This window comes from Bradyrhizobium sp. USDA 4473, from assembly GCF_054063335.1.
Window position 1 is genome coordinate 3,621,246 of the sequence record NZ_JBSSGE010000001.1, and the last position, 14,242, is coordinate 3,635,487.

The 14,242-nt window shown below is 58.7% G+C and carries 10 protein-coding genes and 1 riboswitch; of the genes, 2 read left to right on the plus strand and 8 right to left on the minus strand.

Annotated features, from left to right (window positions below):
• Positions 1 to 708: 708 nt before the first annotated feature.
• The 3 genes from ACVW17_RS16800 to ACVW17_RS16810 all read right to left on the minus strand — a co-directional run bounded on the left by ACVW17_RS16800 (position 709) and on the right by ACVW17_RS16810 (position 3,121).
• Entirely contained in the window at positions 709 to 1,419 is a 711-nt protein-coding gene (locus ACVW17_RS16800) for a carbonic anhydrase (RefSeq protein ID WP_456797622.1), read from the minus strand.
• 47 nt (positions 1,420 to 1,466) lie between these two features.
• Positions 1,467 to 2,192: a thermonuclease family protein gene (locus tag ACVW17_RS16805; RefSeq protein ID WP_456797623.1), complete on the minus strand. Its 726-nt coding sequence runs from the start codon at positions 2,190 to 2,192 to the stop codon at positions 1,467 to 1,469.
• Between the two features lie 584 nt (positions 2,193 to 2,776).
• Positions 2,777 to 3,121, minus strand: coding sequence for a hypothetical protein (locus ACVW17_RS16810; protein ID WP_456797624.1), 345 nt, complete (start codon positions 3,119 to 3,121; stop codon positions 2,777 to 2,779).
• Between the two features lie 92 nt (positions 3,122 to 3,213).
• On the opposite strand from ACVW17_RS16810, the gene ACVW17_RS16815 reads away from it, so the two are divergent.
• Positions 3,214 to 3,396: a hypothetical protein gene (locus ACVW17_RS16815; RefSeq protein ID WP_456752905.1), complete on the plus strand. Its 183-nt coding sequence runs from the start codon at positions 3,214 to 3,216 to the stop codon at positions 3,394 to 3,396.
• A 536-nt stretch (positions 3,397 to 3,932) separates the two neighbouring features.
• Here ACVW17_RS16815 and ACVW17_RS16820 read toward each other — a convergent pair.
• Complete coding sequence (locus ACVW17_RS16820) at positions 3,933 to 4,778, minus strand: nodulate formation efficiency C protein (RefSeq protein WP_456797625.1); 846 nt, start codon at positions 4,776 to 4,778, stop codon at positions 3,933 to 3,935.
• 1,288 nt (positions 4,779 to 6,066) lie between these two features.
• Positions 6,067 to 6,265, plus strand: a riboswitch (cobalamin riboswitch).
• A 102-nt stretch (positions 6,266 to 6,367) separates the two neighbouring features.
• Between ACVW17_RS16820 and metE the strand changes: the two genes are divergently transcribed.
• On the plus strand, positions 6,368 to 8,713 hold the full coding sequence (gene metE / locus ACVW17_RS16825) for a 5-methyltetrahydropteroyltriglutamate--homocysteine S-methyltransferase (protein ID WP_456797626.1): 2,346 nt from the start codon (positions 6,368 to 6,370) through the stop codon (positions 8,711 to 8,713).
• A gap of 628 nt (positions 8,714 to 9,341) precedes the next feature.
• Here the strand turns inward: metE and hemN are convergent.
• The 4 genes from hemN to ACVW17_RS16845 all read right to left on the minus strand — a co-directional run bounded on the left by hemN (position 9,342) and on the right by ACVW17_RS16845 (position 14,006).
• On the minus strand, positions 9,342 to 10,694 hold the full coding sequence (gene hemN / locus ACVW17_RS16830; protein WP_456797627.1) for an oxygen-independent coproporphyrinogen III oxidase: 1,353 nt from the start codon (positions 10,692 to 10,694) through the stop codon (positions 9,342 to 9,344).
• Between the two features lie 635 nt (positions 10,695 to 11,329).
• A complete protein-coding gene (locus tag ACVW17_RS16835; RefSeq protein ID WP_456797628.1) occupies positions 11,330 to 11,869 on the minus strand; it encodes a hemerythrin domain-containing protein in 540 nt (179 codons plus the stop codon).
• Entirely contained in the window at positions 11,866 to 12,696 is an 831-nt protein-coding gene (locus ACVW17_RS16840; RefSeq protein ID WP_456797629.1) for a helix-turn-helix domain-containing protein, read from the minus strand. The genes ACVW17_RS16835 and ACVW17_RS16840 overlap by 4 nt, the downstream gene beginning before the upstream one ends.
• Positions 12,697 to 13,175: 479 nt before the next feature.
• Entirely contained in the window at positions 13,176 to 14,006 is an 831-nt protein-coding gene (locus tag ACVW17_RS16845) for a universal stress protein (protein WP_456797630.1), read from the minus strand.
• Between the last annotated feature and the right edge of the window lie 236 nt (positions 14,007 to 14,242).

The following is a 14,242-nucleotide window of genomic DNA, read 5'->3' on the forward strand; positions in this document are numbered from 1 at the left end:
ACATCAGCGGGCTGGGCAGCCGTCGTGGTCGTAATTCTGCTGTATGTCATTTTTAGCCCCAGCTGAGCCGGGGCCCTCAACCGGACGATGTGTATCGATTCCATGACAAATGATCCGGCGAGGATATTTTTGCTCAAATTCATCTCGTATCGCCGAGACCGCGCTTAGATCCGACTATATATCGAAGTGCATTCTGTGGCTTCAGTCACTCGTGTTGGTAAGGGCATGAACGATGGCACGGACACTGTCCGTCGCGGACGACCGATGCCCGCAAGGCGCGGCCCACCGATATCGTTCAAGAGACAGGCGCCAAGACGATCCGCTATTTCTAAGGCGTCGGCGACAGCTGGGACCATATGATCAAACTCGAAAAATGGTTCGACAACGCGACGATGGAGGGACTTCCTCGAGGCCGCGAGTCGTTGTCCGAGGACGTCTGCGGTGCGCCAGGGTACGCCGACTACCTCGACGACCTACTCATCCAGGACATGAAAATATACGCCTCTGGAGACCCTAACAGTTCGATCCCAGCGTCGCCAAGCGGAAGACGCTCGAGGCCGCCGTCAACGCACTGTCCGGATTTTGAAAGCCGGGCGTCGCGCCACGCGGCTCAAATTGACGTCAAACGTCAATCAAGGGACCGCAGAGCTACGCTTACGGCTCGACCGAAGGCGCGTTAGACGTTCAGACAGTGCGAAGGTGCCGGCGTCAGTTGAGCAGATCGACCTTGCCGGTGTCGAGCCGGTACAGACCCCCGACTACCTTTAGTCTGTTCTGCTCAACTGCCGCCTTCAGAACCGGGTCCGCTGATTTAAGTTTATTGACGTTATCGATTACGTTCTGCCGGATGGCATTGGCGAACGCATCACCGGCTTGCTGTCGGGATTCCCGTACCGCAGGCGAAAGCGCAGCGACGAGGGACGGAATATGTCCTGGCGCCGGCTTGTCGTCGTTGAGCGACTTGATCGTGGCGTCTATTGCGCCGCAATGATCGTGACCGAGTACCAGGATCAATGGCGTTTTCAGCACAGCGACCGCATATTCCATGCTGGCGATCGTGTCATCGTTGGCAAAATTGCCGGCGAGGCGGCAGACAAATAGGTCACCAAGTCCGCTGTCGAAGGCAAGTTCAGGCGCTATGCGAGAATCGGCGCAGCTCAGAACCGCCGCATATGGATTTTGTCCATCGACTAAAACCTGACGCTCGCGCTTGAAATCGCCGCCTCGTGATATGCCTTGGACAAACCGGTCATTGCCTTCGACTAGGCGCCTGAGCGCGCCATCCGGCGCAAGGATATTATCCGGCTTGGGTGGCCTTTTTGCTTCCTTGGCGTCAACTATGTTGTCGCCAAGCCGCATGCCAACCGCCGAAAATGCCAACAGCGATAGCAAAAGTGACCGACGCGTAGGCTTTTTCATGAGCGCGCTAGATATATTCGGGGAATGGTGGGCATGCATGTGTCGCCTCATCGCGCGGCTTTACGCCATCCCGTGGCTTCAGCTTCCGCTTCGCTGCAGAGCCAGCGTTCACCCTGCTTCTTTGTCATGTCGATTTGTGCGTAACCGAATTGCCCGGGCAAGTGATAGATGCGCTCGCCGTTGCCGCTCACGGTGCCTTTTATCAGACACTCGGGCGAGGGCGGGTCCGATAGCAAGGCGGGTCCGAGCAGGAGCTCCTGGGCATCGGTTGGTACCGAGCTCGCGCCAATGATGATCGTTCCCTTGTTGCGGCGACGCCAATCCCAAGGCGTGATAAACGCCCCCGACCATAGGCCGGCATAGGCATGGCTCGCCACAACCTCATAGACGGCGTAGACATGGATATTTCGACCCCATGACAGTGCCCAACCCGAGCGTACCATCCACGCGTTCACGTCCTCGCCTTCGATGAAGCAGCTCCCGAGTGACCTGCCGTATTCGTCTCGCCCGGTGGTATGACAATCCCAACTTCGTCCGTTCGAATGCTTGATAAGTTCATCGCGAGCAACTATGCCACAAGTCCATTTCTGACCATGGGCGTCGAGGCAAATCTGATCCGTCTCCGGCGCGTCGATGCCCGAGAGCCGAATTTTAGTTTGCTCGATCTCAATCGTATTGCCGTCGACGATGCGCGGAGGGCCGCTGAGTTTCGCTGCGCAGGCCGGAGATGCGATGGCCGCGAGCAATGCAGCCATCATTGCGCGCAGTTTCATCCCGACAGCCTTTCTCTTGGTCCATCCGCTCAGCACCACGTGCAATCCGGCGTCGCTACATTCGACTGCTTGATCGCGCCATGTCTGTTATTTGACCTGTGTTGCATCATTCGACGTCAGTTAGTGAAAGCTTGGTTGTGATTTCCAACCTACGCCCTGACGTGACGTGAGGTTCAAGTGATTTCTTCCAGTATGGGCGAGCCAAGAGCTGGCACGGGTTCGCCTCATCCGATGTCGACAAGCCCCGCGACACCGTAGCCCTCGCCCAGGCAATCTGGAGAATAGGTATTTGGATGTCGGTTATCGGATCTTCTCGCGTAGAATGGTCGGCGATAGCAAAGCCCTCGAACGCGTCGAAGGTGCGGTCGTTCTACTTCTTGGTGGAATTCTCGAACTCCCGTCGGGAGCGCGGCCCCGAGAGGCGCTGTGGCCGATCGGATTGGAGCGCTTCGGGCCACCGCTTCTCATCGCCGGAAGGATCGATCCCGATGGCGCCGATTTGTCCCAGACGTCTCCGCGCTATCTAGGCATCCCGCCCAAAGAGACGGATCGCATCCGATTCCGGCGGCCAGCCGCCTACCTTCTCAATCGAAAAGCTCGCGAGCTTCAACAGACATGTTGCCGAAGCAGATCCAGATCGAGACGAAGATGTACGTGGGTGGATGTCCCTCTCTCGCCGCCCAGCAGGCCGCGGGAACGGCCACGACTTTTTCGGTCGCGGGCGGGATCTTGCTGAATTGCTTGTGCGCAACGGTCTTGCGTTGAATTGCCCGAATATTCGGAAGGGCAGATACCACGAAGCTCAGCACGAGGTGCGCGTGGCCCAGGCTGGGAGGGCAGCTATGTCGAGCCGATGGCTTGAATGCGCCGCCTGTCTGGACGAATTCCCATCCCAGGCGCAGCCAGTGCGAGGCATCGATCCACAACATGCGTCATCGCACTCAGGCAGCCTGCTCTGGTGCAGTTTGGGCGACTCACGTACGCATCGTTCTCAAGCACCTCACTGCGCAATAGGAACGAAATGGTTGCAGCCAGCCGTGAATTGCCGGTCTCTTGTTACGGGCTTGAAGTGGACGGCAGACTCAAAGCCGAATTTACCACGAGAGATGGTGCCCGCGCGGGTGGAGAAGAATTAAAGAAGCGCTTTCCCATGCTTCAGATCAGGATTTATGACGCGCAGACGAATGCACATGAGGAAATCTAGATCTTCCGTCTCCATTCTGTGGTCCATCCATCGCGGATGGCTGCGGAGCTCCTCGCCGGGGGTACTCGGGAAAGGGGCCCGCCGCCATGAAGAATGACGGCGTCGCTATCACTGCCCCGTTCCCGGGTACCCATTTAACCGGTCTCGTCGCTGCACTCGGTCCCGCGTGCCGCCTTCGGCGTCGCTATGCTCACGCTCCTGCGGGTGCCATTTTGCGTTGAGGCGATGCGCTACGCGCACGCCTGATCAGGAGGCCCCGGCGAATTCCCCTGCAACATGGGATTTAGAGATGGCCGCGCCACAGATTGCGTCCGCTCACCGCACGTGTGCGGGCCGGACCAAGCCGGCTCTCGTAAGCTGGCACGTCGTCGCCTGGTCATGGTATCGATTCTCTAGCGGATTGGGCCGCTAGCAACGGTGCTGCCTGCCTTTGTCCTGTGACGAGATGCGAGAGAGGCTGCCGGTCTGTTGCAAAGACAGATCAGCACAGGTCAACGCTTCCGAGTGCGTGTGCTTTGGCTGCTGCTCGGAGCTGCTCAGCGCCAAGGGCGTGCGTCGCGATCTTGCTCCGTGCGATCATTGACTGAGGCCCTTCGCGCCTTCTCTCTTGTTTCTCGTTCATTTGGCTCGATCCGATCGAACCAGGAGCCTGGAGGAAAGGCCGCGATACGCTTGGCAAGGAAAGATTGCGGCTGCCAATCCTGTTCTTCGCGCTTCTCGAAAGTGATGACGCCGTTGTGGGTAAAATAGCGGGGGCCGGGAATCTTACAGTTCACCAAAAGCAAAACGCGCCACAGATCACCCTTCGCTGTCGGCTTGTCATTCGATTTCGCCACGTAATCCACCACAACGGGCTCAATGATATCGCAGCGGCCGCGCCGCAGAAGAATGCCGAGCTTGCCTCGTGCGGTCGTCACGAAGTTAAAGTTAACAGGATCGTGCAGAAAGCGAAGATTTGCGTCCCTTTCGCCATCAGTGACTTCACTGGCAATCAACGAGAGGGCAAAGGCGCGCCAACCCAATTCAATCGGCTTTGCATATGGCGACGCAAGTCTGATCGTTCCGTCGGTCGCGATCGTCCAAGTGATTGCGTACTGTTCGTCTGATTTGTTGTCTTGGTGCTTGGTCCAGGAAAAGTACACATACTCTGTTCGGTCAATCCCTTCGGCTACTCCCCACGAGCGAGGGACGAAGTGAGCCACCTTCGAGACCTTGGAGATGATTTGTTCTATGGTCTCGCCGTCTTGCGCTCGCCACGTTGACTTGACCCTTTCGACGAGAGCGCTGTCGTTGGCACGAACATTGTTGTTCGTCGCTGCCAGCCCGGCCAGGCAAATCAGCGATCGAGCGAAACAAAACCAGAGTACGCGCGTTCCAGCCATTCCCTTCATTGCTGCCGGCCCATCTGGTTCTCGTCCACGCGTCAATTCCAAAGAGGACAATCTTCAACGTGCCTGCGAGATCGTTGGAAGTTAGCGGCAACGTGACGCGAGCACCTGCTGATGTCCCGCGCGAGCAGGCGCGTCCCTCGATGTCACGCGCCGCTAACCTCAGTGGTCAGCCAAAGCTTCAACTTGCGATGCTGGACCTGCCCAGGAGGAGAAGCCTGGGCGAGCGAAGACTTGCATTCTTCGTGCCAGGAAATTGGCACCAGATTTGTGCCGCCTGTGTCGACTTCCCGACCTGCTTACCTCATTTATGTTGCCATTAAGCCTGTTCGCGGCGACTTTCGACTTTAATGGCTGATTCCTGTCACGCACTGCATCTTCGAGCAACGCAGTTGGGAAACCTTGCTGCCGGAAGCCTGACGACAGTTGGGTGCAGGATTGCCGCCATCGAACCATGTGGTCGGAGGTCGTTGTCGCTGCTGCGGAGATGGAAAGTGCGGCGAAGCCGCTCGTCAGCGGCGAGCGATTTGGAATCGGCGCTAAGGAAGTTCAAAAGTCACGCAGGCGAAGCGATATGAAATTCGTCGCTCGCGTAGGACACGTTAGCGGGCGCCTATGTGGTCGTCGTCGTAGTCAACATTGGGGAGTTGCACTTCCATGCAGTCGTATCGACCGGATAAGAAGGGAAGTCTCAGGTCGGGCTAGCTTCGGCTTGAGCTGCTCAACATTCTCGAGAGCATCTGCCTGACGGCCGGGTTCATAAATGTCTTTGCTATCCAGCCGAACAGGCCGACCGTAAAGACGGCAGCAGCAAAAACGCCGAGGGCACTCCAAACAGCCATTTTCATTACGGGCTACTCTTTTCGTTGGTGAGTCACTATGCTTGCTTTGCGCAGTATCGCCAAAAGCATCCGCATGGCGCCTACCAGGATTGGTGGTAGATCAACATGCTCGCTCAGTATGCTGCCGATTTTGCGCATATTGTGCCTGTTCACGCTGATCCTTGGTCGTTGGTGGAGAACCGGGGGCGCATCGAAGCGTGCTAGATGAGCGCTTCGAAAGCTGGATCGCGTGAAGAGCGGCCTGTCCCGGCACCGTGACCTTCATCGCGAAGGCCGCATGCGTCTCTTGCACGATCTGACACGCGGTCCGACGCGAACGCGCCTCGGAGATGGTCATCCCGATATCCATGCTTGGAGAGTGGCTTCAACGTCGCGATCAAGAGTGGCCGTGTATCGTCAACAGCATCACTTTGACAGGTTGACTGCGGAGTTGTCTTTCCGATAATCGAAGTCGTCGAGGTTCTCCGGTTCGGCTTGATCCGGAGCTAAGAGGGAAGCCGGTGATGCCGGCGCTGCCCCCGCAACTGTAAGCGGCGAGCCGCTGTCCAACAGAGTCACTGAAGCCCGCGCGGCTTCGGGAAGACCGGACAGTGGCGATGATCCGCGAGCCAGGAGACCTGCCCCGACAATATGTTCGTCCACGGGCGGGGTGTCCCGGTGGTACGCCAAGCAGCCGTCGCTCGCGTGACGTCTCCTGCCTGCGTCCGCCATGGCCTTTGCCCCCAACATGGGGTTAACGGTATGTCTCTTCTCTCACTTCCGGTTGCCACGCTCGGAACGCCGCGCATCGGTCCAAGACGCGAGCTCAAACTCGCGCTCGAAAGCTATTGGGCCGGAAGAATCAACGAACAGCAGTTGCTCGAGGACGCAGCCGGCCTGCGCGCGGCGAACTGGGCGCGCCAGAAATCCCTCGGTGTCACCATCATTCCGTCGAACGATTTCTCGCTATACGACCAGGTGCTCGACACCAGTGTCATGGTCGGCGCCATCCCGGACGTCTATGCCTCGAAAGTCGAGCCTGCTTCCCTCAAGACGTATTTCGCCATGGCACGCGGTTCTCAAAGCGACAGCCAGGATGCGAGTTGCGGTCACCGACCTCGCGGCTATGGCGCACCCGCGCAGGAGATGACCAAGTGGTTCGATACCAACTACCACTACATGGTCCCGGAATTTCATCGGGGGCAGACTTTCAGGCTCTCCTCTCGCAAGCCTATCGAGGAGTATGAGGAAGCCAAGGCCCTTGGCTTTCAAACCCGCCCTGTCCTGATCGGCCCGGTCACCTTCTTGAAGCTAGGCAAGAGTGCTGATCCCGCGTTCCAGCCACTGGCACTACTGGATGACCTGGTACCGGTCTATATCGAGGTTCTGCAGGAATTGGCCCGACGCGGGGCGAATTGGGTCCAGTTTGACGAGCCCTGCATGGTCCTTGATCTCGATGAGGGGACAAGAAAATCTTTGCTGCATGCCTATGACCGGCTCGTCAAGGAGGGGCCGGCCATCAAGATTATGGTCGCCAGCTATTTCGGTGGCCTTGGCGAAAATCTTCACACGGCCTTGCGCCTACCTGTTGCTGGCCTGCACGTCGATCTGGTTCGGGCGGCAGAGTTATTGGACCAGATCATTGCTGCCGGGCGAAGTGATCTCGTTATCTCACTCGGCGTGATCGACGGCCGCAATGTGTGGCGGACGAATTTATCGGCGCTGCGCCAGCGGCTCGATCCCGCCATTGCGAAACTCGGCAGGGATCGCGTACAGATCGCCCCATCCTGTTCGCTGCTTCACGTGCCGGTCGATGTTGAGCTCGAAACGGAGCTTGCTTCCGACGTCAAGAGCTGCGTTGCGTTCTCGGTTCAGAAGATTCGCGAGCTTGCGACGTTGGCACGGGCACTCGCAGGCGATCTGAATGTCGCCGACGCTCTCGCGGAATCGGAGCGCGTCACCATCCGCCGCGGAACTTCGCCGAAGATCCGTGACGCCAATGTCGCCGCCCGGATGAGTGCGATCAATCAGACCGCGCGACGGCGCGCCAGTCCATTTGTCAGGCGTGCCGAGATCCAACGCGAGCGCTTCAAACTACCGGCGTTTCCTACCACAACGATCGGCTCGTTTCCGCAGACCGCAGAGGTCCGCAGTGCCCGCGCGGCGCACGCGAGAGGCTCCATGAGCGACGGGCAATACGACACGTTCCTCAAGGAAGAGACTGCGCGTGCCGTACGTTGGCAGGAGGACATTGGTCTGGACGTCCTCGTGCACGGCGAGTTTGAGCGCAATGACATGGTGCAGTACTTCGGCGAGCAACTCGCCGGCTTCGCGTTTACCAAAAACGGCTGGGTACAATCCTATGGATCGCGCTGCGTCCGGCCACCGATCCTGTTTGGCGACGTCTCGCGGCCGAAGCCGATCACCGTGGACTGGTGGAGCTACGCGCAATCGCTAACCAACAAGCCGATGAAGGCGATGTTGACCGGACCGGTAACAATTTTGAATTGGTCGTTTGTTCGGGATGATATTCCGAGAAGCGAGGCCTGCCGTCAAATTGCGCTCGCGATCCGAGACGAAGTCAGCGATCTCGAGAATGCTGGTGCGACCATGATCCAGATCGACGAAGCAGCGCTGCGCGAAGGATTGCCACCGCGTCGATCGGAGTGGGCGGTTTATCTCGAGTGGACCGGGGATTGCTTCCGCATCTGCTCATCGGGCGTCGCCGATCAAACCCAGATTCATACCCATATGTGCTACTCGGAGTTCAACGACATCATCGATGCGATTGCCGCAATGGACGCCGATGTCATCTCGATCGAGACCTCGCGCTCGAAGATGGAATTGCTCGACGCGTTTCGGAACTACAAATATCCAAATCAAATCGGGCCGGGCGTGTACGACATCCATTCTCCACGCGTGCCCGAGACGAGCGAGATGACGGAACTCATGGCTTTGGCCCGAAAGCGGCTGCAGGACTCGCAGCTCTGGGTCAATCCGGACTGTGGCCTGAAGACGCGGAAATGGGAGGAGATCCGCCCAGCACTGGCCAACATGGTCGCTGCCGCGCGCGAACTGCGCGCTGGATCCGCTCCCTTCGACCGTTGATCCTCGGCCCGGTGTCTCTCGTCGAGAAACCGATCGCTTTTGGGGCCTTGCGCGCTCGGTAATCGTGAGGGGCCTTGGGAAAGGAAAAAACGCCCGGCCGCCTTTAGCGGCCGGGCGAAGTGCGTCCGGGAGGAGCGACGCTGCTATGCATCGCACCGACGTTCGTCGGCGGAGGGAAGCCAGCCGATGGTTCGATCACGGCGAGGACATCCGCCGGAATCTGACCCCAGTTAAAGCACAAGCTCAGCGGAGCTCAATTATGCCGTGGTATGCCGTCGATATTGGCCGGGATTAAAATTCTACACCAAGGTTTGTCGTCGATGTGTACGTTCGCAACGCGGCACGGGGTTGGGCAACGTCGGGCGGAGTGCCGCCCTAACATGGCCCGGCATCAGGCGCGCACGTTGGTACGGGTTTCTGCCGGAAAACGCTGGGCTGGATCAACGCCACTATACTGCCGACGGAAAAAACATCATCTGACCGTTCCAATGAGCGGCTCAGCAGCGGGGCGGCGAACGGGATAACCAACCGACGCGTTCTTCAGCGGTGCGATTGGTCGCCACCCAAAGCATGCACCGGTTGCGGGGATGCCGAGCTCGGATATGAAACGCTGGGTTCCGCTTGGTCGCTAGACCGCCTGACTATGTGTAGCCCCGGACCGAAGCAGGTGAGCGTCGAAGACTGATGCGACGCTCCGGGCCAGGAACTCTGCGCCACGGGCTACAGTGAGCCGGCCATCATCGATCGCCACGACGCCGTCAGCGATAAGGCTGCCGAGACGAGAATGATCGACGACGGCCAATCTCGGATCCCGGCCGTAACGACGGGATGTCTCGGAAAGATCGACTGCCAGGTCGCACATGATTCGCTCGATGAGCTCGGCGTGGAAGCGATCGTCATCGGTCAGCAAATAGCCCTTTGCGACGGCGAGCTGATCCATGGCGATGCGAGCAAGGTAGTCCTTTGTCGAGACAGCGTTCGCGGCAAACCCCTGTTGCATACGGCCGATGGCGCTGGCTCCCAGACCAATCAGGACGTCGGCGCAATCGTCGGTATAGCCCTGGAAGTTGCGCCTCAGCCTGCCTTCCTGCCTCGCCTGGGCGAGATTGTCGTTCGGCAAGGCGAAGTGATCGACGCCCACCCGAACGTATCCAGCATCGACCAAAGCTTCCGCGATCGTTTCGGACTGGAGGTGGCGCGTGACGCTGTCGGGCAGGGTGGACGCATCGATCTTGCGCTGATGTCTCTTGAACGAAGGAACGTGCGCGTATCCAAAGGCCGAAAACCGGTCCGGATGAAGCTCGAGGCATTTGGCGACGGTGTCCAGGCACGAAGCGACCGTTTGCAGGGGCAGCCCATAGAGCAGGTCGAAATTGATCCGGCCGACGCCTGCGCGGCGTAATCGATCGACCGAGATCGCGGTCTGTCCGAAGCTCTGCAGACGATTGATGCCGTGCTGAACAACTGGATCGAAGCTCTGTACACCCAGGCTCGCGCGGTTGACCCCGCAAAAGCCCAGCGCCTCGGCCATCGGCTCGCTCAACGTGCGTGGATCGATCTCTACGGCGATCTCGGCATCAGGCAGGACAGCGAAGGAATGGCGCAACGAACCGACCAGATCAGCAAATGTTTCAGGTGTCATGATCGTCGGGCTACCACCCCCGAAGTGGATGTGAGAGATCGGTTGCCGTCGACCAACGGTTTCTGCAACGAGGTAAGCTTCAGTCCGCAGTCCCGCTGCATAGATCGCGATCGGCTCCTGGCGTTTCGCGACGGATGTGTGGCAGCCACAATACCAGCACATCCTTCGACAAAACGGCACGTGAACGTAGATCGAGGCGGATTGCTGGGCGTCCAACGACTTGAGCCAGGTTCGGTAGTCGGATTCGCAAACCGATGCTGAGAAATGGGGGGCCGTCGGATAGCTGGTGTAGCGCGGCAGCCGGTGCTGCCCGTAGGATTCTGCCAAGTCCGGTCGCATTCGGATGCCTTTCTTCCTCTTTGGGCCGATTACCGGACACGCAACAGATAAGCTTTGCGCTGGCTCAAATATCGCGCCCAACCATCGTAGCCATCAAGCCGAAATTGGTAGGGCATACCCGAGGCCTATGCATTGCACTTTGGGAATGCAATCAAGCGCTTGACCGGTCGCAATGAGCCGCATCCTATCCGCGCGGGCCTCGGTATTTCGTTGGTGATTCAATCCGGTCAGCGAACCAAGCTGCAATCGGTTGAGATCCTACTCCGTGTCGGCGCAGCGCTCGACGAGTGGCCGCCCCCGGCCATCTTGATAGGTCCGTGTAGGGCTCGTCTGGCGCGTTATCAGTGTTGCGTAAGCCGAGCCATGCTCTGGCACTTGCATCTACCGACGCTCAGCCATGGAACCTGCCGGACCCGGAGCGCATGGATTTCGGCCATGTCATTTGCAATCGGCTGACCGAAGGAACGCGACCGCGGAGTTCGTCCCGGCCGTGCGCAGCGTGCGGGCGCCGGGAAAATTATCATCTTCATTTCAAAAGAACGATCCTGACGTCCACTTTCCATCGTGAAACATCAGCGATCAGCTACGGTCCATCGGCTTTGGTGGACGAAACCGCGACTGAGCTCCTTTCGGCTTCAGCTTCTTGCTCCAATATGCGCTCTTAGCGCATCGGATGTCGCTTCCGCTGTCTTGCTGAATAGTAAATCCCCGGCATCGGTGCGGGCGGATGCGATTTCGGTCCAATCCTCAGCCGATAGAGCCTTGACGGCGGCGGGGAAGAAATCTCGTTCTTCCCACATCATATGGCGCCGCTCCCGCAATATGAAGTCGCGCACGATGTTGCCGACGTCTTGCCGAACGAGTTCACGATCCGCGAGGATACCATCAATAGCTCGAGCGAAGTGGTGCAGGCGGTCGATGACTTCCCGGTGTTCGTGCGCCAGATCGCCGACGATTGCAGCCGCGTCCGGGTCACGAGTTCTGAGTTTGGAGAAAACCAGATCTTCCTGAGGATGATGATACACCTCCGGGTAAACCTCAAAGTAGCTGATAATCGCGCGAATGACCTCATAGTCTGGACGGATGCCATGCTCAAAAATCTCCAATTCACGTTGGAGGGCGACCAGAAGCAGATCAATATTGCGATGTTCTCGAAGCAAAAAGTCGATGATCATTGCGGTGCTCCACGGAGGAACAATGTAGCTGGCGATCCCGCCATCCGCCCTGGATCGCTCAAGCAGAGGTTCTGGTGTCCGCCGTGCGCTGCGAGTTGCCGGCTGTTCGGTGCACGGAAATTTACGTAGTCCCCGGCGCCTCTTGAGCTTAGCCCAGTCTGCGCAACGCGGCTGGGCAGTTTGTCGCTACGGAGTTCGATTCGGCGCAAGGTCGGCAGCGCGATCACGCCATTGTGCTCAAGTTGAGTGAGCGTGCGTGAGACGGTTTCAATGGTCAAACCGAGATAATCGGCAACATCCTGCCGTGACATGGGCAGCTCGATCGCAGCGTTCTTCGTGGCACGACGAGACATATCGAGCAGGAATGCCATAACACGCTCTTCAGCGCTGCCGATCAGGAGCATCACATGTTCCTGAAAGCGGCGGAGCTCAAGTGCCATCGCGTCCCAGAGCTGCCGTGTGAACTCGCTCTCGTGGCTGGCGCGACCAATGAGGGCACTGCGCTTTACCGTCAAAAGGTGCGTTTCACAGACCGCCTCCGCCGAAGAGATATGGTTGTCTCCGGCCTCAAAGCCGAAGATGTCGCCGGGCAAATAAAACGCACCAATCTGACGACGTCCGTCCACCATAATCCTGTAGCTTCTGACAGCACCCGATACCACCTGGTACAGATATTCCGCTGCTTCGTCTTCGCCATAGATCTCGCTGTTGCGGGCGAACCGCATGGGGGTCGCAACCATACCAAACGGACCATAAGTACGAGGCTGGCCGCGCAAAACCCTGCTCGGATGGCTGATCTCGTGAATACTCGCGGCCTGTACGTACATGGCGGACTCGATCCTCGAACGTCGATAGGACGCAGATTGGCCGCTTCCAACGAATTGGAAAATTTGGATGTTTCCCCTAAGTAGAACCCACTAGGTATCTATACGTATGCCGAGAGCTGGATTCTCCAATATGTGCGGCGCGGCCCTTTGGTTGATCGAATACGGCCTAAAGTCGACCACGCTTAGTTTGAATTGGGAAGCTGCATGCTAGTTTACCGGTCGTTCAGCTTGAGCTCGATTATCGTCGGGGGCGGTGACCAGATCGTCGCTCCTTCAGAACGGTAGCGCAGGTGCAGTGTTCGTAAACATCGGCGCCTGCTCAGCGGTTACACGTCGCCTCGATGGTGCGGCGGCGGGGCCGCGAAAGTCAGCAGACGGCGCTCCTGTCCTTCAGATGGGCGGTCGGCCGGCACTTCCCTGCGCCGATGGACCGCGTTCAGACCGCAACCCGCCGGATGTCGCGTCTCCAATTCTTGCCTTCACTGCGACATCAAGACCGGGATGATGTTTGCACGAAGCAGGTCTCCTGAGAGGCCCCCGCGCAGCCTTTCGCGGAGCCGACAGCGGCCGGATCCGCCCATCACCAGCAGGTCGAGGCTTTCGTCGGCGACAAGCGACAAGAGCGCACGGTGCGCCGCCTTGGATGCTGGAAGCGACACGATCTTTGCGGAAAGCCCTGACCGTGCCAGATACTGTTCCAGGCGATCGGTGGAACATTCCGCCGGAATCTTGTGCGCAGAATTGATCGCGATGATGGTCAACGCATCCGCATCGCGCAGCAGCGGCATCGCGTCGTGTAATGCGCGGGCCGCAAGGCGGCTGCCGTCCCAGTAAATCCCGATCCGTCTGGCCGAAAGAGCGCGATGGACGTTTGGCAGATACAGAACTGGCTTGCCGGCCTGGAACAGAATCTCGTTGGGAATAACATTGTCATAGCTGTCGTAGCCGCTCTGAGGCTGTGTGACGATAGTCATGTCGTGCACGCGTGCGCTGGTGCAGATGCTTCGACGCGCCTCCGCTGGAACCGCACTGAGGGCGCGGCTCGCATAGGAAATGCCGGCGCTCCTTGCCCGCAGATTAAAGATACGAAGCGCCGCTTCGGCTCGCTCCAGCGCACGCGCCTGCTCGATTTCAAAGACCGAAGTAACGGCCGCCCCGCCGAGTGCAGCGAGCGGAACAATGATCCTCTCGTAACCGATTGCCACAGCGTCAAGGTGCGCGCCCGTGCTCAGTGCGAAGGAAATCGAACCGTTCACCGCAGCCCGAACCGGGAGCTCCGTGGGAAGATGGACCAATATATTCCCGAACATTGCGTTCTCCGCGCGTGAAAGGATTGCTGTTCATCGGAGTAAAAATCTGGGCCCGGCATTTGATCTGCTACATGTACGATCGTTGGTTTGTCCAGGCAGGATCAAGGCAGCGACGGACAGCTTGTGCAGATCCATCGTCGAAGATGGGGGTGGACTCCGGCGCGACTTGCGCGTGCATCTTTTGCCGGGTCTCGCCTTGATTTCCGACATCGCAGGTCCGTGGCCCTGGCCTGTGC

Bases quoted from the DNA above. Each gene is read 5' to 3' on its own strand.
- ACVW17_RS16800 (WP_456797622.1), bottom strand. From the start codon at position 1,419: ATGAAAAAGCCTACGCGTCGGTCACTTTTGCTATCGCTGTTGGCATTT.
- ACVW17_RS16805 (WP_456797623.1), bottom strand. From the start codon at position 2,192: ATGAAACTGCGCGCAATGATGGCTGCATTGCTCGCGGCCATCGCATCT.
- ACVW17_RS16810 (WP_456797624.1), bottom strand. From the start codon at position 3,121: ATGTTGTGGATCGATGCCTCGCACTGGCTGCGCCTGGGATGGGAATTC.
- ACVW17_RS16815 (WP_456752905.1), top strand. From the start codon at position 3,214: ATGGTTGCAGCCAGCCGTGAATTGCCGGTCTCTTGTTACGGGCTTGAA.
- ACVW17_RS16820 (WP_456797625.1), bottom strand. From the start codon at position 4,778: ATGGCTGGAACGCGCGTACTCTGGTTTTGTTTCGCTCGATCGCTGATT.
- metE (WP_456797626.1), top strand. From the start codon at position 6,368: ATGTCTCTTCTCTCACTTCCGGTTGCCACGCTCGGAACGCCGCGCATC.
- hemN (WP_456797627.1), bottom strand. From the start codon at position 10,694: ATGCGACCGGACTTGGCAGAATCCTACGGGCAGCACCGGCTGCCGCGC.
- ACVW17_RS16835 (WP_456797628.1), bottom strand. From the start codon at position 11,869: ATGATCATCGACTTTTTGCTTCGAGAACATCGCAATATTGATCTGCTT.
- ACVW17_RS16840 (WP_456797629.1), bottom strand. From the start codon at position 12,696: ATGTACGTACAGGCCGCGAGTATTCACGAGATCAGCCATCCGAGCAGG.
- ACVW17_RS16845 (WP_456797630.1), bottom strand. From the start codon at position 14,006: ATGTTCGGGAATATATTGGTCCATCTTCCCACGGAGCTCCCGGTTCGG.